Raw genomic sequence first — 19751 nt, forward strand, 5'->3', positions numbered from 1 at the left:
GTGGCCGGGCTCCGCGCCGTTCTTGCGGTCCGCGCCTGGCCGGCGGCGGTGCTCGGCTGGGCATCCGCCGGGTGACCGTTGTCGCTATTTTCTATCGGAATACTGGGGGATAGGATCGGCGCATGATCGTGGTGCTTTCCGGGAACCCGCGCCCGCACTCGCGTACGTTGCATCTGGCCGAGGAGGTCGGGGCCGCGCTCGCGGAGCGGCTCTCGCAGCCCGTGCCGCACACCATCGACGTGGCCGCGCTCGGCACGCGGCTGCTGCAGTCCGGCGACGGGATCGTGGCCGACGCCGTCGGGCGGCTGCGGCGGGCCAGCCTGCTCGTCGTCGCCACCCCGACCTACAAGGGAACGTACACCGGCGTCCTCAAGGTGCTCATCGACCAGCTGCCCGCCGAAGGGCTCAAGGACGTCGCCGCCGTGACCGTCGTGACCGCCGGGGTGCGGCCGCAGGCCGAGGCCACCGAGCGGCACCTCGTCGAGCTGCTGGGGGAGCTCGGGGCGGTCCCCGTCACGCCCGGGCTCGCCGTCGTCGAGTCGGAGCTGGCGAACGCCGGGACGGCCGCGGCCGAGTACGTGGCGACGATCGCGGACGGGTTCGAGTCGGCCGTGACCCGCTAAGGCCTGGTTCATACTGGCCTTAGGGGATCGGGGCGGCCAGCAGCTCGTCCGGCTGGTCGACGCGGTCGCTCAGCACGTTGAGGGAGCGCGCGATGCTCACCAGGGCATACGTCTGCGTGATCCTGAGCGTGCGCTCCATGTGCAGCTCTTCGGCCATGTCGAGCTCGTCGCGGATGGCGTGCAGGAAGCCTTCGGCCGCCTGCAGGTACGGGTCGTGGGCTTTCGACATGCTTCGAGCGTAGGTCCGATCGGTCCCGGTCAAGACCGATTCGCGCAATGCGGCCCCGGGCCTAGCGGGGCTGCCAGGCGTGCGGGGCCGCGGTGAGCTTCCGGACGTGCGCGGGCATCCGGCCGCGCACCACGTCGGCCAGGCTGACCTCGTCGAGGACGTTGCGCACCGCGGCGCGCACCGCGACCCAGAGCTGTTGCAGGTGTTCGGCCGTCCCGGAGTACATCGCCTCCTCCGGCCGGACGCCCCGCACCTCGGCGAGGGGCCCGTCGACCGCGCGCAGCACGTCGCCGACCATGATCTCCGAAGGTTGACGGGTCAGGACGTAACCGCCGTCGACGCCGCGCTGACCGCGCACGAGGCCGGCCCGGCGCAGGTCGCCGAGCACCGCCTCGAGGAACTTGCGCGGCATCTCCTGCTCGTCGGCGAGCCCCGCCGCCGAGACCACCGCGGGGTAAGCGGCCGCCAGTCCCAGCGAGGCTCGCACCGCGTAATCCCCGCGTGCCGAGATGTGCATTGGAAGACTGCCTTTCCGGCCGGGCTGGTGGGCTTGAATGTCCGATACCAATGTAGGGTGCCCGCCGGACGGTGATCGCCGGGGTAGCGTTGTCGGATTATGCGATCCGAAGAGCCGCGGCGCGGTGCCGACCACAACGTGATGCGCGAGGTGAACCGCTCACTGGTCCTGGCACTGGTCAAGGAGGGCGGCCCGGTGTCGCGGGCGAGCATCGCCCGCTCGACCACCCTCGCCAAGCCGACCGTGTCGGCGATCGTCGACGAGCTCATCGCGGAGGGCCTCGTCCGCGAGATCGGCCCCGGCTCGACCGCGGTCAGCGGCGGCCGCCCGCCGATCCTGCTGGAGTTCAACGCCCGCTCGCAGCTCGTCGCCGGCGTGCACATCGGCGCCCGGCGCACCACGATCGCGATCGGCGACGCCGCGGGGGAGGAGGTCGCCCGCCGCGAGCTGCCGACGCCGCGCGACGACCCGGGCGAGGCGCTGCGCCTGGTGGCCACCGAGGTGCGGGCCGCGATCGCCGCGGCCGGGCTGGAGACCGCCCGGCTCGCCGCGGTCGGCGCCGTGCTGCCCGGCCTCACCGACTTCCACACCGGCGTGTGCCTGCTCGCGCCGAACCTCGGCTGGCGCGACGTCCCGGTCCGCGAGACCCTGGCCGCCGAGCTGGACGCGCCGGTCTACGTCCACAACGCCGGCCAGGCGGCGGCCGTCGCCGAGAACCTGGAGGGCGCGGGGGACCGGGCCGGCGACCTCGCCCTGCTGTACGCGGGAACGGGCCTCTCCGCCGGGATACTGTCCGACGGCCGGGTCTTCCACGGCGTCGGCGGGACGGCCGGCGAGATCGGCCACAACGCCGTCCCCGGCAACGACGAGCCGTGCAACTGCGGCAAGGTCGGCTGCCTGGAGACGGTGGCCTCGGGCCCGGCGATCGTCCGCGCCGTGCACCGCGCCCTGGCGGCCGGCGGCACCTCGTCGCTCGCGGTCCAGGACTCGTTCGACGCCCGCGACGTCACGGCCGCGGCCCGGGCCGGCGACCGGCTGGCGGCCGCGGCGATCGCCGACGTCGGCGCGCGGCTGGGCCTGGCCGCGTCGTGGCTCATCAACGCGTACAACCCGGCGCTCGTCGTCGTCGGCGGCGGCCTGGCCGCGATCGGCGACCTGCTCCTGGATCCGCTCCGGGCCGCCGTGGCGCGCCATGCCCTGGCCCCGGCCCTGCGAGGCGTCGAGATCCGCGCCTCGGTGCTGGGCCCGGACGCCGAGGTCCGCGGCGCCGTCCTGCTGGCGTTGCAGCACTCCGAGACGTACTACCGCGTCGTCTTCCGCGCGTAGCCCCACGAAACCCCCGCGCCCAACCCCGCGCCGCGCCCACCCCCGCGCCGATCTTGCAGTTGTGGTGTCCGATTGCGGAGGATATTTGCCGACAAATCCGAACCACAACTGCAAGATCGGCGCGGGATGAAGGGTGAACGTGGTGTCGAAGGCGGTTTGTTCTGATGTTGAACTAACCCGGTCCACGGGCGTAGCCTGACGCCTATCCGCCAACACCCCGCGAAGAGGTGCTCATGAACGACTATCAGCCAAGCCGCGCCGACAAGTTCTCCTTCGGGCTCTGGACGGTCGGCTGGCAGGCCCAGGACGTGTTCGGAGGGCCGACCCGCGCGCCGCTCGACTCGGTCGAGGCCGTGCACCGGCTGTCGGACCTCGGGGCGGCCGCGGTGACCTTCCACGACGACGACCTGTTCCCGTTCGGCAGCGACGACGCCACCCGCGACAAGCTCATCGGCCGCTTCAAGGACGCGCTCAGCGAGACCGGCGTCCGGGTCGAGATGGTCACCACGAACCTCTTCAGCCACCCCATCTTCAAGGACGGCGGCTTCACCTCGAACGACCGCGCCGTGCGCCGGTTCGCCCTCAAGAAGGTGCTGCGCAACATCGACCTCGCCGCCGAGCTGGGTGCCGAGACGTATGTGCTGTGGGGCGGGCGCGAGGGCGCCGAGTCCGGCGGCGCGAAGGACGTCGCCGCCGCGCTCGACCGCTACCGCGAGGGCCTGAACATCCTCTGCGCCTACGTGCGCGACCAGGGGTACGACATCCGCTTCGCGCTGGAGCCGAAGCCCAACGAGCCGCGCGGCGACATCCTGCTGCCGACGATCGGGCACGCGCTCGCGCTGATCGCCACCCTGGACGAGCCGGACCGGGTCGGGCTCAACCCGGAGGTCGGGCACGAGGAGATGGCCGGGCTCAACTTCGCGCACGGCATCGCCCAGGCGCTCTGGCACGGCAAGCTCTTCCACATCGACCTCAACGGCCAGCACGGCCCGCGCTTCGACCAGGACCTGCGCTTCGGCGCCGGCAACCTGCGCGGCGCGTTCTGGACCGTCGACGTGCTGGAGACCGGCGGCTACACCGGCTACCGCCACTTCGACTACAAGCCGCCGCGCACCGAGGACTACGACGGCGTGTGGGAGACCGCCCGCGCCTGCATGCGCAACTACCTGATCCTCAAGGAGCGCGTCCAGTCGTTCCGGGCCGACCCCGAGGTGGCCTCGGCGCTGGAGGCCGCGCGGGTCAACGAGCTGTACGAGCCGACCCTCGCCGAGGGCGAGACGATCGAGTCGCTGCGCGAGGAGGACTTCGACGTCGACAAGCTCGCCGCCCGCGGCGGCGCGTTCGAGTACCTCGACCAGCTCGCGATGGAGCACCTCCTGGGCGTGCGTCCGTGACCGGTCCGCGGCGGAGCGGAGGGACCGGTCACCATGGGCAGTGAGCCAGGCATGACGCTCGTCGCCGGGGTGGACACGTCGACCCAGTCGACGAAGGTCATCGTGTGCGACGCCGAGACCGGCGCGGTCGTCAGGACCGGTCGCGCCGCCCACCCGGACGGCACCGCCGTCGACCCCGCGCACTGGTGGCGCGCCTTCCAGGAGGCCACCGGCTGCGGGCCCGACGGTGACCCGGCCGGCGGGCTGCTCGACGGCGTCGCCGCGATCGGGGTCGGCGGCCAGCAGCACGGCATGGTCCTGCTCGACGAGCACAACGCCGTCGTCCGCGACGCGCTGCTGTGGAACGACACCCGCTCCGCCGGCGCCGCGCAGGACCTCATCGCCGAGCTGCCCGGCGGCGCCGCCGGCTGGGCCGAGGCCACCGGGCTGGTGCCGGTCGCCAGCTTCACCGTGACCAAGCTCCGCTGGGTGGCGCAGCACGAGCCGGACAACGCCGCGCGGGCTCATTCGGTACTGCTGCCGCACGACTGGATCACCCACCTGCTCCGGTCGGACCGCGGAGCCGAGCCGACCACCGACCGCGGCGACGCGTCCGGCACCGGCTACTGGTCGCCGTCCACCGGCGAGTACCGGCCGGACCTGCTGAAGCTCGCCTTCGGCCGGGACCTCGCGGTGCCCCGCGTCGCCGGGCCGGCCGAGACGGTCGGCGAGACGGTCGCCGGTGCCCTTCTTGCGCCGGGCACCGGCGACAACATGGCCGCCGCCCTCGGACTCGGCCTGCGGCCGGGGGACGTGGTGGTGTCCCTCGGCACGTCCGGCACCGTGTTCGGCGTCGCCGAGCGGCCGGTGGCGGACACCAGCGGTACCGTCGCGGGATTCGCGGACGCGACGGGCCGGCACCTGCCGCTGGTGGCCACGCTCAACGCGGCCCGGGTGCTCACCGCCGCCGCCGCGCTGCTCGGCGTCGACCTGTCCACATTGGACTCTCTGGCCCGGTCGGCCGAGCCGGGGGCGGGCGGGCTGACCCTCCTGCCCTACCTCGACGGCGAGCGCACGCCCAACCTGCCCGACGCGAAGGGGCTGCTCAACGGGCTCACGCGCGGCAACGCCACACCGGCCAACCTGGCGCGGGCGGCGTACGAGGGCATGCTCTGCGGCCTCGCCGACGGCCTGGACGCGGTCCGCGCGCTGGGGGTGCCCGTCGAGCGGGTGCTGCTGATCGGCGGGGCGGCCGCGTCGGAGGCGGTGCGGGAGATCGCGCCGGCGCTGCTCGGGGTGCCGGTGAGCGTGCCGGCCCCGGCCGAGTACGTGGCGGTCGGCGCCGCGCGGCAGGCCGCGTGGGCCCTCGCGGGCGGCGCGGAGCCGCCGTCGTGGCCGGTGTCCGCGGTCGAGGTCACGGCCGCGCCCACCAAGGAGATCCGGGAGTTGTACGGCCAGGTCCGCGATCGGGCGCTGGCGTTGCTCAAGTAGGCGTCACTCCGCAGGGGTCGGCCGGCCGGGACAGCGGGTCCCGGCCGGCCGCCGCGCTCGGACACCCCGTGGAACCTAAGCGCCGTGCAGCCGGAGTGCCTCCACGACCTCGTCCTCGGCGTACTCGCCCTCGGGCAGCGCGTCGACCCGGGTCAGCGCGTCGGCCGGCAGGTCGGCGGCGATCGCCTTGCGGCGGATCTCCTCGCGCGACAGGCGCTCCTGGCCGGTGTACGCCTGGTCCAGCACGTCCCGCAGTTGATCTGGTTCGCTCGTCACGGCTGACCGTGTACCCGCGCCGGCGCTCGCAAAACTGATGCCCCGCAGGTGTGTCCGGTGCCAGGCCGTCCGCCCACGGCCCGGCACCGGACTCCCGCGCACCGGCCCGCTCCCTCGTGCGGCCCCGTGCCTGGGTGAGGTCTCTCGTCGCCCGCCGACCGGCCCCACCCGGGGGAGAATGGCGCCGGTCGGCGCGGACAGGAATCACTGTGCCGCCGCCGGATGCGCGGATCGGGTCCCGGCCGGGAGCGCGCGCGTTGCCGGCAAAAACGGGCCCCCGGTGGGGGCCCGTCTCCGAGGAAGCTGTCAGTCGTCCGGCCGGTCGCCGGTCAGCCGGCGGATCCCCGCGGCGCCGCCCCGGTCGATCGCGGCCTTCACGGCCGCGAAGATGGCCCCCTGCAGGGCCGCCGCGGCCAGCACCTCGCCCCACCCGTAGTCCCGCGACGTCGCCTGCGGGGCCTCGTCCTCGCCGGAGAGCCGCCGCCAGACCTGCTTGAACACGATCCCGGCCGCGACGCCGCCGGCCACGCTGGAGGCGATGCTGAACGGCTTGTGCAGCAGCTTGTTCACCACTGGCCCTTCCGGTCGCTGTTCCGGTACGCGACGAGCGCCGCGAGCACGAGCAGGCCCGAGGCGACGACCCACGGGGCCGGGCGCTCGCGGGCCGAGTCGAGCAGGCGGCGCATCGAGTTCCCGAGCGCCTGCCGCGGGTGCATGCGCAGCTCGCGGCGGGCGTACGCGGCATTGACCGCCATCTGCTCGACGCCCTCGCGCATGCGCAGCCTCGCGGTGGCGACCGAGTTGTGGACGGCCTCCTGCGCGCGGGCCTTGACGTCGGCCTTGGCGGCGAGCGCCTCGACCGTCTCGCCGAGGCTCGCCCGCGTGCGGGCGATCTCCTGGCGCAGGGCCTCCGGGTCGACCGGCGCGCCGTGGCCGTTGTACATGTTGGTCGAGTTCGTCGCCGTCATCGCCGGTCCCCGCCCTCGTGGTGGTTGCGCGCCGAGTGGGTGATGGTGGTGATGTCGGCCTTCACGCCGGCGACGGCGTCCGTCGGCATCGGGGGCCCCGCCTTCGAGACCTGCGACTTGCCGGACAGCGCGAGCACGCCGGCGATCACCAGCAGGACCACGCCGATCACCAGCGCCGACAGCCAGGCTGGCAGGACGGTGGCGAGGCCGAGGATCGCCGCCGCGATCAGGGCACCCACGCCGTAGAGCGCGACGACGCCGGCGCCCCCGAACATGCCGACGCCGACCCCGGCCCGCTTGCCCTTCTGGGCGAGCTCGGCCTGGGCCAGCTTCAGCTCGTCGCGCACGAGGGTGGACATCTGCTCGGCGGCCAGCTTCACCAGCTCGGCCGTGGAACGGTGGTCGTTGGCGGGGCTTTGGATGCGCGGCGCGGTGGCCGGTCGGTCGTTCACGGTATGCGTCATGGCTTCTCCTCTCGCCCGCACTGACCTGATTCCCCGCGAACGCCGGGGCTAACCCGTCGGTCAGCCCACTGTCACCAGCTCCTTCTCCTCGGTCGCCTCCTCGCGGGCGCGGCGCGGCAGGAGGAAGCTCAGCCCGCCCGCGAGGGCCAGCAGCCCGAGCTCCAGCCACAGCACCCGGGTGAGCGCCGACTCCGTGCCGGACCAGGAGAAGAAGGCCGTCCCGAGGATCGCCACACCGATCGCGCCGCCGATCTGCTGGACCGCGGTCAGCGTGCCGGACGCCGAGCCGACCTCGTGCTCGTCGACGGCGGCGAGGACGATGTCGAAGTACGGGGCCATCGACGCGCCCATGCCGAGGCCGAGCACCAGCAGGGCCGGCAGCAGCCGCACCGACGTCACCGGGCCGTCCGTCGCGGCGAGGGTGACGAGCAGGCCGGCGACACCGAGGCCGAGGACCGCGGTACCGCCGACGATGAGCCGCCGGCCGCCGAGCCGGGCGCTGAGGACGTGCCCACCGACGGCGCCGAGCGCGGTGCCGAACGCCCACGGCGACTGGGTCAGCCCGGCCCGCAGCGGGGAGAAGCCCAGCCCGGTCTGCATCCAGACACTGAGGATCAGGGTGAGGCCCATGAGGCCGGCGAAGAAGATGAGGCCAACCAGCAGGCCGGCGTTGAACCGCCGCTTGGCGAGCAGGCTGGGCTCCACCAGGGGCGTCCGACCCGCTCGCTGGCGGCTCCGCTCGTACCGCTGGAACACCCAGAACATCGGCAGCGACGCGGCCATCGACGCCCATGCCCACCAGGGCCACCCCAGCTCGCGCCCCTGCACGAGCGGGTACACGAGCAGCACGAGCGCGGCGCCGAGCAGGGCCGTCCCGGGCAGGTCGAGGCCGTTGCCGGTCGACCGCGTCCGGGGCAGGACCAGCGCGGCGCCGACGAGCGTGGCCAGCCCCACCGGGAGGTTGATGAGAAAGATCATTCGCCATCCGGTACCGAAGAGGTCGGCGTCGACCAGGACGCCGGCCAGGATCGGGCCGCAGACGGCGGACAGGCCCATGACGGGCCCGAAGGCGCCGAACGCGGCGCCCAGCTGCTCGGGCGGGAACGCGGCCTTGATCAGGCCGAGGCCCTGGGGGATGAGCACGGCGCCGGCGAGGCCCTGGAGCACCCGGCACACGACGAGCGCCGCGGGGCCGGGCGCGACCGCGCACAGCAGGGACATGAGCGTGAAGCCGGCGGCGCCGGCGAGGAACATGCGGCGGCGGCCGAAGAGGTCGCCGAGCCGGCCGCCGGTCACCAGGCCGACGGCGAAGGCGAGCGTGTACCCGGCCGCGAGCCACTGCAGGAACGCGGTGCCGCCGCCGAGGTCGGCCCGGATCGAGGGGCCGGCGATCGCGATGATCGTCGCGTCGAGGAGGTCCATGACCTCGGCCGCGAGCACCACGGCGAGGACGATCCAGTGTTTCGAACGATGTTCGTCAGTCACGAACACTGTTCTAGTTACGAACACCGTTCGTGTCAAGTAGGATTGCGCGGTGCCGTCGACGGACCTGCCCGCCCCACCCTGGCGGGCCCGGAAGAAGCAGTCCGCGGCTCGGCAGCCGCTCAGCGCCGAGGCCGTGCTCAGCACCGCTCTGCGGCTCGTCGACCGGGACGGGCTCGACGCGCTGAGCATGCGGCGGGTCGCGCAGGAGCTCGGCACGGGCGCGGCGTCGCTCTACGCGTATTTCGCGAACAAGGACGAGCTGCTCGAGCAGCTGCTCGACCGGGTCATCGGCGACATCCCGCTGCCGCGGGCTGATGCCGTGGATTGGGCGGCCGAGGTGAAGAAGAGTTGCTGGGAGAGCCGCGCCGTCTTCCTGGCCCACCGCGACCTGGTGAAGGTGGCCCGGGCCAACATCCCCGTCGGGCCCAACTCGCTGCGCTACACCGAGGCGATGCTCGCCGTGCTGCGCGGGGCCGGCGTGCCCGACCGGGTCGCGGCCTGGGCGATCGACCAGATGTCCCTGGTCATCGTGGCCGACGCGCTGGAGGCGGCGCTGCACGCCGAGCGCGGCCGGGTGACCGAGGCCGACGCCGCCCCGTATTTCGAGCAGGTGGGTGACTACTTGGCTCACCTGCCCGTGGACCAGTTCCCTAACCTGGTCGCCATGGCTCCGGTGATGATCGAGGGAAGCGGCGACGAGCGGTTCGCCTTCGCGATCGACCTGATGGTCGACGGATTCGCACGCTATGCCGGGCCGGCCCGATGACCGCCATCGTCGGCCTCGTCCACTCCGGCACCGTGTACATCGGCGGCGACAGCGCCGGCGCCTCCGGCTGGAGCCTCACCGTGCGCGCCGACAGCAAGGTGTTCCACAACAACGGCTACCTGTTCGGCTTCACGACCTCGTTCCGCATGGGGCAGCTCATCCGGTACAGCTTGAAGCCCCCGAAGCCGGTCGGCGACATCGAACGCTTCATGGCCACGCGCTTCATCGACGCCGTCCGCGAGTGCCTGAAGACGGGCGGCTGGGCCCGCCGCGACAGCGAGCGCGAGGAGGGCGGCACGTTCCTGGTGGGGGTCAAGGGCCGCCTGTTCACGGTCCACGACGACTACCAGGTGGCGGAGGCCGCGGACGGCTACGCCGCGGTGGGCGTGGGGGACGAGATCGCCCTGGGGGCGCTGTTCGCCACGGCCCAGTCGCGGATGGCCCCGCAGCGCCGGGTGGAGATCGCCTTGCGCGCCGCGGAACGCTTCAGCGCGGGCGTCCGCGGCCCGTTCGTCTGCCTGTCCCAACCCCCGACGGCCGAGCCGGCGTAGCCCCGCCGCCGCTCACGCGCCCCCGGCAATTCTTGTCGATCTTGCAGTTGTGGTGCCGAGACACTCCCTGAATGTTCGGGTTTGTCAGGCACCACAACTGCAAGATCGACGCGACAGGCGGCGGGTGGTGGCGGGATGCTTTCGGTCGGAAGGAGTCCGTTACCGTGGGCGTGTGACGTTTTCGATCGTGGGGCGGTCGGCCGACGGTGCGGCGGTCGGGGTTGCCGTGGCCAGCAAGTTCCTTGCCGTCGGGGCGGCCGTGCCCGCCGTCGAGGCCGAGGTCGGGGCGGTCGCCACGCAGTCGTTCGCCAACCTGGCGTACCGGGTGCAGGGGCTCGCCATGCTCCGCACCGGGACCGGGGCCGCCGACGCCCTCGCCGGGCTCGTCGCCGCCGATCCCGCCCGGCCCACCCGGCAGGCCGGAGTCGTCGGGCGGAGCGGGCCCGGGGCCACCTTCACCGGGGACGGATGCTTCCCGTGGGCCGGGGGCGTGGCCGGAGACGGGTACGCGATCCAGGGGAACATCCTCACCGGGCCCGAGGTCGTCGCCGCCATGGAGCGGGCCTGGATCGAGTCCGCGGTCCTCGAAGGAGTCGACGGAGCGGCCTCGGGGCGGGTGCTCGCCCGGCGACTGCACGCCGCCCTCGCCGCCGGGGACGCGGCCGGTGGGGACAGTCGCGGGCGGCAGAGCGCGGCCATCGTCGTGGCGCGGCGCGGGGGTGGGTACGGCGGCGGGAGCGACGTCGAGGTCGACCTGCGCGTCGACGACGATCCCGACCCGGTCACGCGGCTCGGGGGGCTCATCGAGCTGTGGGAGCTGTACTTCGGCAAGCCCGACCCCGCGGCCCTGCTGAAGCTCGACGGGGAACTGGCCGTGGAGGTGGACCGGCGGCTGGCCGCGGTCGGGCACCGGGACCTCGCCGGGTGGGCCGGGGTCGAGAACCTCGAGGAGCGGCTCGTCGACGGGCACATCGACCCGCTCGTGCTGGCAAAGCTCCGCGAAGCCACCCCGGAGCGTGGCTAGCCCGCCGCGGCCACAGCCAGTGCGTGCACCACCGCGGCCACCGCCGGGCGGGTGGCCGAGCTCGCCCGCACCGCCGCGGTCACGTGCCGGACGAGCGGCTCGCGCAGCGCAACGGCCAGCACGCGGTACCGCGGATCGACCGCCAGCTCCGGCAGCAGCGTCACCGACAGGCCGGCCTCCACGTGGGCCAGCAGGGAGCCGTACGAGGCGAAGACGCCGCCGAGGTCGGGCTCGAAGCCGGCCCGGCGGCCGGCCCGCATGATCAGCTCGTGCGTCCAGGAGCCGGGCACCTCGGCCGACCAGACGTGGTCGCGGAAGTCGGCCAGGTCGGCCGGGCCGGCGACCACGGCGTCGGCGGACGTCACCAGGACGACCGCGTCCTCGATCAGGGGCGTGTGCGTCACGCCGGGGTCGGCCGGGGAGCCGTCGAGGGCGGTCACCGCCACGTCGCACTCGCCGCGGCGCAGGGCCGGGACGCTGTCGAGCAGGTCGAGCTCGCGCACGTCCACGCGCAGCCGCGGATGGCGGTCGCGCAGCGTGCGGGCCGCGGCGATGACGAACGTGTTCACCGCGCTCGTGAACGCGCCGACCCGCACCCGGCCCGCGGGCTCGCCGCCGTCCAGCCCGCTGTCGAGGGTGACCGCCTCGGCGCGGGCCGCGTCCATCTGGTCGAGGATCACGCGGGCGTGCCGCACCAGGGCCACGCCGGCCGGGGTCAGCCGCAGCCGCCGGCCGGCCCGCTCGAACAGGCGGGCCCCGACCTCCCGCTCCAGCACGCCGAGCTGCTGCGAGACGGTCGACGGGCTCAGCCGCGCGGCCTCGGCGACCGCGCGCACGGTGCCGAGACCCTCCAGCAGGCTCAGCAGCCGCAGGCGCCAGGGATCCAGCATTGTTCGATTTTGCAGTACAGCATGTGCGCAATCATGAGCTGGAACCAAACACCAGCGGGGCTCTACCGTCGGTCCATGACGGCGCAGGGGTTCTGGCAGGACGTCGACCGGCACGTCGTGCGGTACGGCGGCACGTTCACCCCCGAGATCATCGCCCGGGCCGAGGGCAGCTTCGTGTACACCGAGGACGGCCGGAGGATCCTCGACTTCACCTCCGGGCAGATGAGCGCCATCCTCGGCCACGCCCACCCGGAGATCGTCGCGACCGTGCAGCGGCAGGTGGCGAGCCTCGACCACCTCTTCAGCGGCATGCTCTCCCGGCCGGTCGTCGACCTGTCCCGCCGGCTGGCCGAGTCCCTGTCCGAGGCCGGGGCGGGGTCGCTCACCAAGACGCTGCTGCTGACCACCGGCGCCGAGGCGAACGAGGCCGCGGTACGGATGGCGAAGCTCGTCACCGGCGGGCACGAGATCGTGTCCTTCGCGCGGTCCTGGCACGGCATGACCCAGGCCGCGGCCGCCGCCACGTACAGCTCGGGCCGCAAGGGCTACGGCCCGGCCTCGCCCGGCAACTTCGCCATCCCGACGCCGAACGAGTACCGCCCCGACTTCGCCCTCCCCGACGGGAGCCTCGACTGGCGCCGCCAGCTCGACTTCGCCTTCGAGCTCGTCGACGCGCAGTCGGTCGGCAGCCTCGCCGCCTGCATCGTCGAGCCGATCCTGAGCTCCGGCGGGGTCATCGAGCCGCCGCCCGGGTACTTCGCCGCGCTGCACGCCAAGTGCCGCGAGCGGGGCATGCTGCTCATCCTCGACGAGGCGCAGACCGGGCTGTGCCGCACCGGCACGTGGTACGCCTTCCAGCGCGACGGGATCGTCCCGGACATCCTCACCCTGTCCAAGACGCTCGGCGCCGGCCTGCCGCTGGCCGCCGTGGTGACCAGCGCGGCGATCGAGGAGGCGGCCCACGAGCGCGGCTTCCTCTTCTACACCACGCACGTCTCCGACCCGCTGCCGGCGGCGGTCGGCAACACCGTCCTCGACATCCTCCGGCGCGACGCGTTCGACCAGCGGGCGCAGAAGCTCGGCGACCACCTGCGGCGCGGGCTGCTGGAGCTGCGGGACCGGCACGAGGTGGTCGGCGACGTGCGCGGCCGGGGCCTGCTGCAGGGCATCGAGCTGGTGCTCGACCGGGCGACGAAGGAGGGCGCGGACACGCTCGGCGCCGCCGTGACCCGGCGCTGTTTCGAGCTCGGGCTGCACCTGAACGTGGTGCAGCTGCCCCGCATGGGCGGCATCTTCCGGATCGCTCCGGCGCTCACCAGTACCGAGGAGGAACTGTCGCTCGGTTTGGCGATGCTCGACGAGGCCCTGTCCTCAGTCGAGCCCTGACCGGACCGCGTACAGGGCCGCCTGGGTGCGGTCCTGCACGCCGAGCTTGGTGAGGATCGCGCTCACGTGCGTCTTCACCGTCTTCTCCGCCAGCCCGAGGGCGCGGGCGATCTCCCGGTTCGACCGGCCCCGCGCCACCTCGGCCAGCACCTCGCGCTCGCGGGCGGTGAGGTGGGTCGCCTCCGGCGGCGGGCCGCCCTCCGACAGCAGCCGGGCCACGTCGGGGTGCAGCAGCACGTGCCCCGCGTGCACCGCCCGGATCGCGGCGGCCAGGGCGGGCGGGTCGACGTCCTTGTACACGTAGCCGGCGGCCCCCGCCCGTACTGCCGGAAGCACCGCCGACGGGTCGGTGAAGCTGGTGATCACCAGCACGCGGGGCCGCTCGCCGCTCAGCCCGCGCAGCGCCTCGACGCCGTCGCCGCCGGGCATCCGCAGGTCGAGCAGGACCACGTCGGGGTCGGTCGCCGCGACCTCGGCCAGGCAGGAGACGCTGTCGTGGGCCTCGCCGACCACGGTGATGTCGTCCTGCAGGTCGAGGAACGTGCGTAGCCCCTGCCGTACCACGGGATGGTCGTCCACGACGAGCACCCGGATCTCAGCCACCGGGCACCTCCAGGGTGACGGTCGTGCCCTCGCCCGGCCGGGACGCCACGTGCAGTCGGGCGCCGGCGCTGCGGGCCCGTTCGCGCATCGAGGCCAGGCCGAGCCGCTGTCCGGCGGCCTTCGCGGCGGTCTCGAAGCCGGAACCGTCGTCGGTGACGGTCAGCACCACGCCGGGGCCGGCCCGGCGCAGCTCGATGGAGACCCGGCTGGGAGCGCCGTGCCGCAGGGCGTTGTGCAGGGCCTCCTGGGCCACCCGGTACGCCGCCTCCTCGCGCGGCGCCGGCAACCGCGGCACGGTGTCGGACGCGAACGTCACCTTCGCGGCGTGGACCCGGTCGAGCAGCTCGGCCTGCCGGGCCAGGGCCGCCGCCAGCCCGTCGCCGGCCAGGTCGACCGGGCGCAGCCCGACGACGATCGACTTGAGCTCGGCGGTCGCGTCGGCGGCGAGCCGGCGCACCGTGTCCAGCTCGGCCGCGGCCCGCGCCGGGTCGCGCTCGACCAGCGCCGCCGCAGCCTCCGCGGTGAGCCGCAGGCTGAACAGCTTCTGGGTCACCGCGTCGTGCAGCTCGCGGGCGATCCGCTGGCGCTCCTCCACAATGGACAGCTCGCGGCTGCGCTCGTAGAGCCGGGCGTTGACGATCGCGATCGCCGCGTGGGCGGCCAGCAGCTTGAGCAGCTCCTCGTCCTCCGCCTCGAACCGGCCGCTGCGCTTGTTGGCCAGGAACAGCTCGCCCAGGATCTCGTCGCCGTCGACGATCGGCATGCCCAGGAAGTCGATCATCTCGGGGTGCGCCGCGGGCCAGCCCTCGAACCGCGGATGGGTGCGGATGTCCGCCGAGCGCACCGGCGCGGGGTCGGACAGCATCGCGCCGAGCAGGCCGTGCTGGCGCGGGATCGGGCCGATCGCCCGCCACTGCGCGTCCGTCAGGCCGTCGGCCAGGAACTCGCGGAACGAGCCCCTGCCGTCGGGGATGCCCAGCGCCGCATACCGGGCGTCGAGGAGCCGCCGGGCCGCCGAGACGATCGTCTGCAGGACCTCGCGCACCGAGAGGTGCGCGGTGACGGCCAGCACGGCGGCGCTGACCTCCCGCAGTTCGTCGCGATCGCAGGTGGCCACGCACCTACGGTACCGAGGCATCCGCCGCCTGCTGAGAGGCTAAGGCCTGTTTCATGACTGGGGCCGGGCTGCGGCGGGTCCAGATTTCGTCTGGCGCCACCCCGCGAAAGCCTGGTTACAACACCGGTAGCCAGACTTCCGCGGGGCGACGCCAGACGAAATCTGGACCCGCCTCGCTCCGACCCCAGTCATGAAACAGGCCTTAGGACGAAGGTCCTAGGCGCCCGCCGGTCCGCGGCCCGATGGCACCGCGCCGCCGGCTTCCTAGCGTCGGATCCATGACCAGAACCGCCATCGTCACCGGGGCCTCGCGGGGCCTCGGCCGCGCGCTCACCACCGCGCTCGCCGCCGCCGGGTGGACCGTCGTGGTCGACGGCCGCACCCTGTCCATCTCCCTCCCGGGCGTGATCGCCGTCCCGGGCGACGTCACCGACTCGTGGCACCGGGCCCGGCTCGTCGACACCGCCCTCGGCACCGGCCGGCTCGACCTGCTGGTGAACAACGCCGGCATCCTCGGCCCGAGCCCGCGCCCGCCCCTGGCCGACTACGCCCTGACCGCGCTGCGCGAGGTGTTCGAGGTGAACGTGTTCGCGCCGCTCGCCCTGACCCAGCTCGCGCTGCCGTCGCTGCGCTCGTTCGAGGGGGCGGTCGTGAACATCAGCTCCGACGCGGCCGTCGAGGCGTACGAGGGCTGGGGCGGCTACGGTGCCGCCAAGGCCGCCGTCGAGCAGGCCAGCAACGTGCTCGCCGCCGAGGAGCCGAAGCTGCGCGTCTGGTGGGTCGACCCGGGCGACCTGCGCACCCAGATGCACGCCGAGGCGTTCCCGGGCGAGGACATCAGCGACCGTCCGCTCCCGTCTTCGGTGGCCCCCGCCTTCCTGGACCTGGTCACCGGCCGGCCGCCGTCGGGGCGGGTGCGGTTGTGAGCGCGGCCCTGGGCCTGGACTTCGTGCTCCCGCCGGCCCTGGAGGCGCACGAGCCGCCGGCGGTCCGCGACCAGGTCCGGCTGCTGGTCAGCGCGGGCGAGCGGGTCTCGCACCACCGGTTCACCGACCTGCCGTCCCTGCTGCGCCCGGGTGACGTCCTGGTCGTGAACACGTCGGCGACGCTGCCGGCGTCGGTCCCGGTGGTGGGGGAGCGGCTGCGGGTCAACTTCTCGACCGAGCTGCCTTCCGGCCACTGGCTGGTCGAGCTGCGGGGCTCGGACCTGCTGCCCAGGCCCGGCGCCGCCGGTCGGCTCCGGTTGCCGGGAGGCAAGGCGGTGACGTTGCTGGAGCCGTACTCACGCGGCCGTCTCTGGGTGGCATCCGTGGGATTCCCGGTGCGCGAGTTCCTGCGGCGGCACGGCGAGCCGATCCGCTATCCGTACGTCCGGCGCGCCTGGCCCATCGAGGCCTACCAGACGGTCTTCGCCACCCACCCCGGCAGCGCCGAGATGCCGAGCGCCGCCCGCCCGTTCAGCGACCGGGTGGTGACGCGGCTGGTCGCCGCGGGCGTCCAGTTCGCTCCGCTGGTCCTGCACACCGGGGTGGCCTCGCCGGAGGCGCACGAGCGCCCGTATCCGGAGTTCTATTCGGTACCGCCGGAGAGCGCCCGCCTGGTGAACGCGGCCCGCGCGGCGGGCGCCCGCGTGATCGCCGTCGGCACCACGGCCGTGCGCGCGCTGGAGTCGGCGGCCTCCTCGTCCGGCACCGTCGCCGCGAGCGAGGGCTGGACCGATCTGATCGTGACCCCGTCCCGCGGCGTGCGAGTCGTCGACGGCCTGCTGACGGGCTTCCACGAGCCGCGGGCGTCCCACCTCGACCTGCTGGCGGCGGTGGCGTCCCCGTGCGTCCTGGAGCGCTCCTACGCGGCCGCCCTGGCGGCCGGCTACCGCTGGCACGAGTTCGGCGACGTCCACCTCCTGCTGCCCGGCTGACGCGCGCCTGCGCGGTCCGCGGGGCCGGGGCGGCGACTGTAGGGTCGGGCGCATGGCATTCTCGGCGGGCGATGAGGTGGTCCTGGCGCTGCGGGAGTTCGCGGCGCGCATCGACGCGTATGATCCGCTTCCCGGCCCGGCGGTGGCCGAGATCCACGTCGGGGAGCAGGCGGTGGCGCTGCGGGCGCCCGTCGTGCAGGCCCTGACCGAGGCGTTGCGCGCCTACCAGGACCCCCGCGACCGGGGCACCTGCGACCACTGCGGCGGCCCGCGGCTGGACGACAACTTCGTGTGCGCCGACTGCGGCCAGCCGAGCGGGGTGTTCGGTCAGCTCCTGCGCGAGCGCGCCGCGCGCTTCGAGTCCCCGGACGCCCTCCCCGGCGCCTGAGCGGCGGGCGGAGTGCTCGCAGCGGCCGCCCGGCGGAGGCGGGTGAACTCCTCGGCCAGCGCGTCCAGCGTGAAGTGGGCGTTGAGGCCGCTCGGGTTGGGCAGGATCCACAGCCTGGTGCGGTCCAGGGTGGACTCCTGCGGGCCGACCTTGGCCGTGCTCGTGCCGAAGGCCACGCGGTAGGCCGTCACGCCCAGGACGGCCAGCCAGGCCGGGGCGTACTCCGCGACCTTCGCGCGCAGCACCCTGCCGCCCTCCGTCAGCTCCTCGCGGGTCAGCTCGTCGGCCCGGGCCGTGGCGCGCGCGGCCAGGTTGGTGATGCCCAGGCCGTACTCCGGGAGCGTCCCCTGCTCGTCCGGCCGGAGCTGGCGCGGGGTGAAGCCGGAGCGGTGCAGGGCGGGCCAGAAGCGGTTGCCCGGGCGGGCGAAGTGGTGGCCCGTCGCCGCCGACCACAGGCCCGGGTTGATGCCGCACAGCAGCACGTCCAGGCCCGGCGCGATGACGTCGGGAAGCAGCTTGCCGGCGGCGGCCGCGAGCTCCTCGCGGGTGAAGCGCACGCGGTGCACGGTCGACGCCATGCCGACAAGCATGCCAGGGCGGCCGGTGCGGGCCGGTCCCGCTGCGGCTGCCGGGTAGCGTGTGCGCATGGCTGAGCGGCGGTTGATCTCGAGCGGGTCGACGTTCGAGCAGGAGATCGGGTATTCGCGGGCCGTCGTCGACGGCGACTGGGTGCACGTCTCCGGGACGACCGGGTTCGACTACGGCGCCATGACCATCTCGGACGACGTCGTGGAGCAGGCCGAGCAGTGCTGGCGCAACATCGACGCGGCGCTCCGCGAGGCCGGGGCGAGCGTGGCGGACGTGGTCCGCGTGCGGTATCTGCTGCCCGACGCCGCCGACTTCGAGCCCTGCTTCCCCGTGCTGCGCAAGTGGCTCGGTCACGTGCGGCCGGCGGCCACCATGCAGGCCTGCGGGCTGTCCGACCCGCGGATGCGCATCGAGATCGAGGTCACGGCCCGCCGCGCGGGAAGCCGGGTCGCGCCGGGCCTCGGCTGGCCCCGCTGAGGGACCGCGCCGGGCTGACGGCGCGACTCGACGGCGCGAACGGGGAAGCGCGCTACGACGCCTTGCCCGGTGCGGCGGAGGCGCGGTAGCGGGCGACCAGCTCACGGCTCAGGCGGCCGCGGGGCGAGACGTCGAAGCCCCGCTCCTGGCCCCACTCGCGGATGGCCTGGTTGCGGGCGCGGCTGACCCGCCGCGAGTCGCGCTCCGGGAGGTACGTGCGACCCCGCCCGTCCCCGGCGACCGCGCCCCGGCCGACCTTGCGGGCCGCCCGGACGAACGGGGCCAGCACCTCCCGCAACTGCTGGGCGTTGGCGGTCGAGAGATCGATCTCGTACCGCACGCCGTCCACCTCGAAGGCGAGGCTCTCGTCGGCGGGTTCGCCGTCCAGATCGTCGACCAGGGTGTGGATCACGCGCCGCGCCATTTTCTGGTTCGTTCCTTTCGCCCTGAAGACTCCGAAGACCTGTAAGGTCCGGAAAGTCCGAAAACCCGGCCGGAGTCCGGATTATGAACCGGAAATCCGACAGGAAGCTGTAGCGAAAGGAGCGGGCACGTCGCCCGTCCCGTTACTCGACGGTGATGTCGAGCGCGGCGGCCAGCACGTGCGCCAGCCCCACCAGGTCCCCGGTCCCGATCGTGGCGCCCGCGAGCCCGGTCACCCCGCCGATGCCGGCGAGCGTGCACCCCGTGAGCCGCGCGCCCGCCAGCTTCGCGCCGGAGAACTGGGCCCCGGTCAGGTCGCATCCGGTGAAGACCGTGCCGCTGAGGTCGGCGCCGGTGAAGTCGGCGCCGGCCAGGTTGCAGTCCTCGAACAGCACGGCCCGGAACTCCGCGGCCCGGAACACGGTCAGGTCGGCCCGGCACTCGCGCAGCGTCACGTCGCGGAACAACCCGTCGAGCCACTGCAGGCCGGTGAGCCGGCAGCCCTGCAGCGCCACCCGGACGAGGGACGACTGGTCGCCGCGCAGGTTGGCCAGGTTCGACTGCTCGACCAGGCAGTCGGTGAGCGAGACCTTCACGAACGAGCCGCCGCTGAGGTCGGACCGGTTGAAGCGGCACTGGTTGAACTCGGCGCCCTTCGCCGAGCGGCCGGCCAGGTCGAGGTCGTAGTAGCCGAGCGCGACGTACGCGCCCTCGTCGCGCAGGTCGTCGTCCTCCACCGTGGCCAGTTCGAGGGAGCGGGGCGGTCGTGGCCGGGCAGGCGCGGACGGAGCCATGAGTGTGACGTTAGTGGCAGGAGTGACGATCTGCCGAGCCGCCGATCGGTCAGCCCGGCAAAATCACCGGGCAA

At 73.8% G+C, this 19751-nt stretch carries 25 protein-coding genes; 12 read left to right on the plus strand and 13 right to left on the minus strand.

Annotation, left to right across the window (positions count from 1 at the left end):
* The first annotated feature begins 122 nt into the window (after positions 1–122).
* Positions 123–623 carry an NADPH-dependent FMN reductase gene (locus IEZ31_RS39985; protein ID WP_190255321.1) on the plus strand — a complete coding sequence of 167 codons (501 nt, stop codon included), beginning with the start codon at positions 123–125 and terminating at the stop codon, positions 621–623.
* Between the two features lie 19 nt (positions 624–642).
* Here IEZ31_RS39985 and IEZ31_RS39990 read toward each other — a convergent pair whose 3' ends face one another.
* Positions 643–852 carry a hypothetical protein gene (locus tag IEZ31_RS39990; protein WP_190255322.1) on the minus strand — a complete coding sequence of 70 codons (210 nt, stop codon included), beginning with the start codon at positions 850–852 and terminating at the stop codon, positions 643–645.
* A 61-nt stretch (positions 853–913) separates the two neighbouring features.
* On the minus strand, positions 914–1369 hold the full coding sequence (locus IEZ31_RS39995; protein WP_190255323.1) for an RrF2 family transcriptional regulator: 456 nt from the start codon (positions 1367–1369) through the stop codon (positions 914–916).
* A 99-nt stretch (positions 1370–1468) separates the two neighbouring features.
* On the opposite strand from IEZ31_RS39995, the gene IEZ31_RS40000 reads away from it, so the two are divergent.
* The 3 genes from IEZ31_RS40000 to xylB all read left to right on the plus strand — a co-directional run bounded on the left by IEZ31_RS40000 (position 1469) and on the right by xylB (position 5559).
* Positions 1469–2695: an ROK family transcriptional regulator gene (locus tag IEZ31_RS40000; RefSeq protein WP_190255324.1), complete on the plus strand. Its 1227-nt coding sequence runs from the start codon at positions 1469–1471 to the stop codon at positions 2693–2695.
* Positions 2696–2928: 233 nt separating this feature from the next.
* A complete protein-coding gene (gene xylA, locus IEZ31_RS40005) occupies positions 2929–4089 on the plus strand; it encodes a xylose isomerase (protein ID WP_190255325.1) in 1161 nt (386 codons plus the stop codon).
* Positions 4090–4140: 51 nt separating this feature from the next.
* Positions 4141–5559: a xylulokinase gene (gene xylB / locus IEZ31_RS40010; protein ID WP_190255353.1), complete on the plus strand. Its 1419-nt coding sequence runs from the start codon at positions 4141–4143 to the stop codon at positions 5557–5559.
* 75 nt (positions 5560–5634) lie between these two features.
* Here xylB and IEZ31_RS40015 read toward each other — a convergent pair whose 3' ends face one another.
* The 5 genes from IEZ31_RS40015 to IEZ31_RS40035 form a co-directional block, all read right to left on the minus strand.
* Positions 5635–5835 carry a hypothetical protein gene (locus tag IEZ31_RS40015; RefSeq protein WP_190255326.1) on the minus strand — a complete coding sequence of 67 codons (201 nt, stop codon included), beginning with the start codon at positions 5833–5835 and terminating at the stop codon, positions 5635–5637.
* 306 nt (positions 5836–6141) lie between these two features.
* Entirely contained in the window at positions 6142–6405 is a 264-nt protein-coding gene (locus IEZ31_RS40020; RefSeq protein WP_190255327.1) for a DUF4235 domain-containing protein, read from the minus strand.
* Positions 6402–6803, minus strand: coding sequence for a DUF3618 domain-containing protein (locus tag IEZ31_RS57230; RefSeq protein WP_229836359.1), 402 nt, complete (start codon positions 6801–6803; stop codon positions 6402–6404). The genes IEZ31_RS40020 and IEZ31_RS57230 overlap by 4 nt, the downstream gene beginning before the upstream one ends.
* Positions 6800–7267, minus strand: a complete 468-nt coding sequence (locus tag IEZ31_RS40030; protein ID WP_190255328.1) for a phage holin family protein — start codon at positions 7265–7267, stop codon at positions 6800–6802. The genes IEZ31_RS57230 and IEZ31_RS40030 overlap by 4 nt, the downstream gene beginning before the upstream one ends.
* A 60-nt stretch (positions 7268–7327) precedes the next feature.
* Positions 7328–8752 carry an MFS transporter gene (locus tag IEZ31_RS40035; protein WP_229836360.1) on the minus strand — a complete coding sequence of 475 codons (1425 nt, stop codon included), beginning with the start codon at positions 8750–8752 and terminating at the stop codon, positions 7328–7330.
* A gap of 49 nt (positions 8753–8801) precedes the next feature.
* Here IEZ31_RS40035 and IEZ31_RS40040 point away from each other — a divergent pair, with 49 nt between their 5' ends.
* The 3 genes from IEZ31_RS40040 (at position 8802) to IEZ31_RS40050 (ending at position 11093) form a co-directional block, all read left to right on the plus strand.
* Positions 8802–9518, plus strand: a complete 717-nt coding sequence (locus tag IEZ31_RS40040; RefSeq protein WP_190255329.1) for a TetR/AcrR family transcriptional regulator — start codon at positions 8802–8804, stop codon at positions 9516–9518.
* Positions 9515–10069 carry a hypothetical protein gene (locus tag IEZ31_RS40045; RefSeq protein ID WP_190255330.1) on the plus strand — a complete coding sequence of 185 codons (555 nt, stop codon included), beginning with the start codon at positions 9515–9517 and terminating at the stop codon, positions 10067–10069. Before IEZ31_RS40040 ends, IEZ31_RS40045 begins: the two co-directional genes overlap by 4 nt.
* 172 nt (positions 10070–10241) lie before the next feature.
* Positions 10242–11093 (plus strand): DUF1028 domain-containing protein, encoded by an 852-nt coding sequence (locus IEZ31_RS40050; RefSeq protein ID WP_190255331.1) that lies wholly within the window; start codon positions 10242–10244, stop codon positions 11091–11093.
* Here the strand turns inward: IEZ31_RS40050 and IEZ31_RS40055 are convergent.
* Positions 11090–11983 (minus strand): LysR substrate-binding domain-containing protein, encoded by an 894-nt coding sequence (locus IEZ31_RS40055; protein ID WP_190255332.1) that lies wholly within the window; start codon positions 11981–11983, stop codon positions 11090–11092. The two genes, IEZ31_RS40050 and IEZ31_RS40055, sit on opposite strands and share 4 nt — an antisense overlap.
* 75 nt (positions 11984–12058) lie before the next feature.
* Here IEZ31_RS40055 and IEZ31_RS40060 point away from each other — a divergent pair, with 75 nt between their 5' ends.
* Positions 12059–13369, plus strand: coding sequence for an aspartate aminotransferase family protein (locus tag IEZ31_RS40060; protein ID WP_190255333.1), 1311 nt, complete (start codon positions 12059–12061; stop codon positions 13367–13369).
* Here the strand turns inward: IEZ31_RS40060 and IEZ31_RS40065 are convergent.
* A complete protein-coding gene (locus tag IEZ31_RS40065) occupies positions 13355–13972 on the minus strand; it encodes a response regulator (protein WP_190255334.1) in 618 nt (205 codons plus the stop codon). The genes IEZ31_RS40060 and IEZ31_RS40065 overlap by 15 nt on opposite strands.
* The gene (locus IEZ31_RS40070) at positions 13965–15089 is read right to left on the minus strand and encodes a GAF domain-containing sensor histidine kinase (RefSeq protein WP_229836363.1); all 1125 of its coding nucleotides are present in this window, start codon (positions 15087–15089) and stop codon (positions 13965–13967) included. The genes IEZ31_RS40065 and IEZ31_RS40070 overlap by 8 nt, the downstream gene beginning before the upstream one ends.
* A gap of 278 nt (positions 15090–15367) precedes the next feature.
* On the opposite strand from IEZ31_RS40070, the gene IEZ31_RS40075 reads away from it, so the two are divergent.
* Genes IEZ31_RS40075 through IEZ31_RS40085 form a run of 3 tightly spaced genes read left to right on the plus strand, consistent with a single transcriptional unit; the run spans position 15368 to position 17395 of the window.
* Positions 15368–16015 carry an SDR family NAD(P)-dependent oxidoreductase gene (locus IEZ31_RS40075; RefSeq protein ID WP_190255336.1) on the plus strand — a complete coding sequence of 216 codons (648 nt, stop codon included), beginning with the start codon at positions 15368–15370 and terminating at the stop codon, positions 16013–16015.
* Entirely contained in the window at positions 16012–17007 is a 996-nt protein-coding gene (locus IEZ31_RS40080) for an S-adenosylmethionine:tRNA ribosyltransferase-isomerase (RefSeq protein WP_190255337.1), read from the plus strand. The genes IEZ31_RS40075 and IEZ31_RS40080 overlap by 4 nt, the downstream gene beginning before the upstream one ends.
* A gap of 52 nt (positions 17008–17059) precedes the next feature.
* Positions 17060–17395: a hypothetical protein gene (locus IEZ31_RS40085; protein ID WP_229836365.1), complete on the plus strand. Its 336-nt coding sequence runs from the start codon at positions 17060–17062 to the stop codon at positions 17393–17395.
* On the opposite strand, the gene mug is transcribed toward IEZ31_RS40085, so the two are convergent.
* On the minus strand, positions 17335–17973 hold the full coding sequence (gene mug / locus IEZ31_RS40090) for a G/U mismatch-specific DNA glycosylase (protein WP_190255338.1): 639 nt from the start codon (positions 17971–17973) through the stop codon (positions 17335–17337). The genes IEZ31_RS40085 and mug overlap by 61 nt on opposite strands.
* A gap of 67 nt (positions 17974–18040) precedes the next feature.
* On the opposite strand from mug, the gene IEZ31_RS40095 reads away from it, so the two are divergent.
* Entirely contained in the window at positions 18041–18460 is a 420-nt protein-coding gene (locus IEZ31_RS40095) for a RidA family protein (RefSeq protein WP_190255339.1), read from the plus strand.
* A 52-nt stretch (positions 18461–18512) separates the two neighbouring features.
* On the opposite strand, the gene IEZ31_RS40100 is transcribed toward IEZ31_RS40095, so the two are convergent.
* Positions 18513–18872, minus strand: a complete 360-nt coding sequence (locus tag IEZ31_RS40100; RefSeq protein ID WP_229836368.1) for a histone-like nucleoid-structuring protein Lsr2 — start codon at positions 18870–18872, stop codon at positions 18513–18515.
* A gap of 154 nt (positions 18873–19026) precedes the next feature.
* On the minus strand, positions 19027–19677 hold the full coding sequence (locus IEZ31_RS40105; protein WP_190255341.1) for a pentapeptide repeat-containing protein: 651 nt from the start codon (positions 19675–19677) through the stop codon (positions 19027–19029).
* Between the last annotated feature and the right edge of the window lie 74 nt (positions 19678–19751).

The sequence above is a fragment of the Dactylosporangium sucinum genome (assembly GCF_014647515.1).
Classification (GTDB): Bacteria; Actinomycetota; Actinomycetes; order Mycobacteriales; family Micromonosporaceae; genus Dactylosporangium; species Dactylosporangium sucinum.

Excerpts from the sequence above, each read along its gene's own strand:
- IEZ31_RS39985 (WP_190255321.1), top strand. The coding sequence starts at position 123 with ATGATCGTGGTGCTTTCCGGGAACCCGCGCCCGCACTCGCGTACGTTG.
- IEZ31_RS39990 (WP_190255322.1), bottom strand. The coding sequence starts at position 852 with ATGTCGAAAGCCCACGACCCGTACCTGCAGGCGGCCGAAGGCTTCCTG.
- IEZ31_RS39995 (WP_190255323.1), bottom strand. The coding sequence starts at position 1,369 with ATGCACATCTCGGCACGCGGGGATTACGCGGTGCGAGCCTCGCTGGGA.
- IEZ31_RS40000 (WP_190255324.1), top strand. The coding sequence starts at position 1,469 with ATGCGATCCGAAGAGCCGCGGCGCGGTGCCGACCACAACGTGATGCGC.
- xylA (WP_190255325.1), top strand. The coding sequence starts at position 2,929 with ATGAACGACTATCAGCCAAGCCGCGCCGACAAGTTCTCCTTCGGGCTC.
- xylB (WP_190255353.1), top strand. The coding sequence starts at position 4,141 with ATGACGCTCGTCGCCGGGGTGGACACGTCGACCCAGTCGACGAAGGTC.
- IEZ31_RS57230 (WP_229836359.1), bottom strand. The coding sequence starts at position 6,803 with ATGACGGCGACGAACTCGACCAACATGTACAACGGCCACGGCGCGCCG.
- IEZ31_RS40030 (WP_190255328.1), bottom strand. The coding sequence starts at position 7,267 with ATGACGCATACCGTGAACGACCGACCGGCCACCGCGCCGCGCATCCAA.
- IEZ31_RS40045 (WP_190255330.1), top strand. The coding sequence starts at position 9,515 with ATGACCGCCATCGTCGGCCTCGTCCACTCCGGCACCGTGTACATCGGC.
- IEZ31_RS40055 (WP_190255332.1), bottom strand. The coding sequence starts at position 11,983 with ATGCTGGATCCCTGGCGCCTGCGGCTGCTGAGCCTGCTGGAGGGTCTC.
- IEZ31_RS40060 (WP_190255333.1), top strand. The coding sequence starts at position 12,059 with ATGACGGCGCAGGGGTTCTGGCAGGACGTCGACCGGCACGTCGTGCGG.
- IEZ31_RS40075 (WP_190255336.1), top strand. The coding sequence starts at position 15,368 with ATGACCAGAACCGCCATCGTCACCGGGGCCTCGCGGGGCCTCGGCCGC.
- IEZ31_RS40085 (WP_229836365.1), top strand. The coding sequence starts at position 17,060 with ATGGCATTCTCGGCGGGCGATGAGGTGGTCCTGGCGCTGCGGGAGTTC.
- mug (WP_190255338.1), bottom strand. The coding sequence starts at position 17,973 with ATGGCGTCGACCGTGCACCGCGTGCGCTTCACCCGCGAGGAGCTCGCG.
- IEZ31_RS40095 (WP_190255339.1), top strand. The coding sequence starts at position 18,041 with ATGGCTGAGCGGCGGTTGATCTCGAGCGGGTCGACGTTCGAGCAGGAG.
- IEZ31_RS40105 (WP_190255341.1), bottom strand. The coding sequence starts at position 19,677 with ATGGCTCCGTCCGCGCCTGCCCGGCCACGACCGCCCCGCTCCCTCGAA.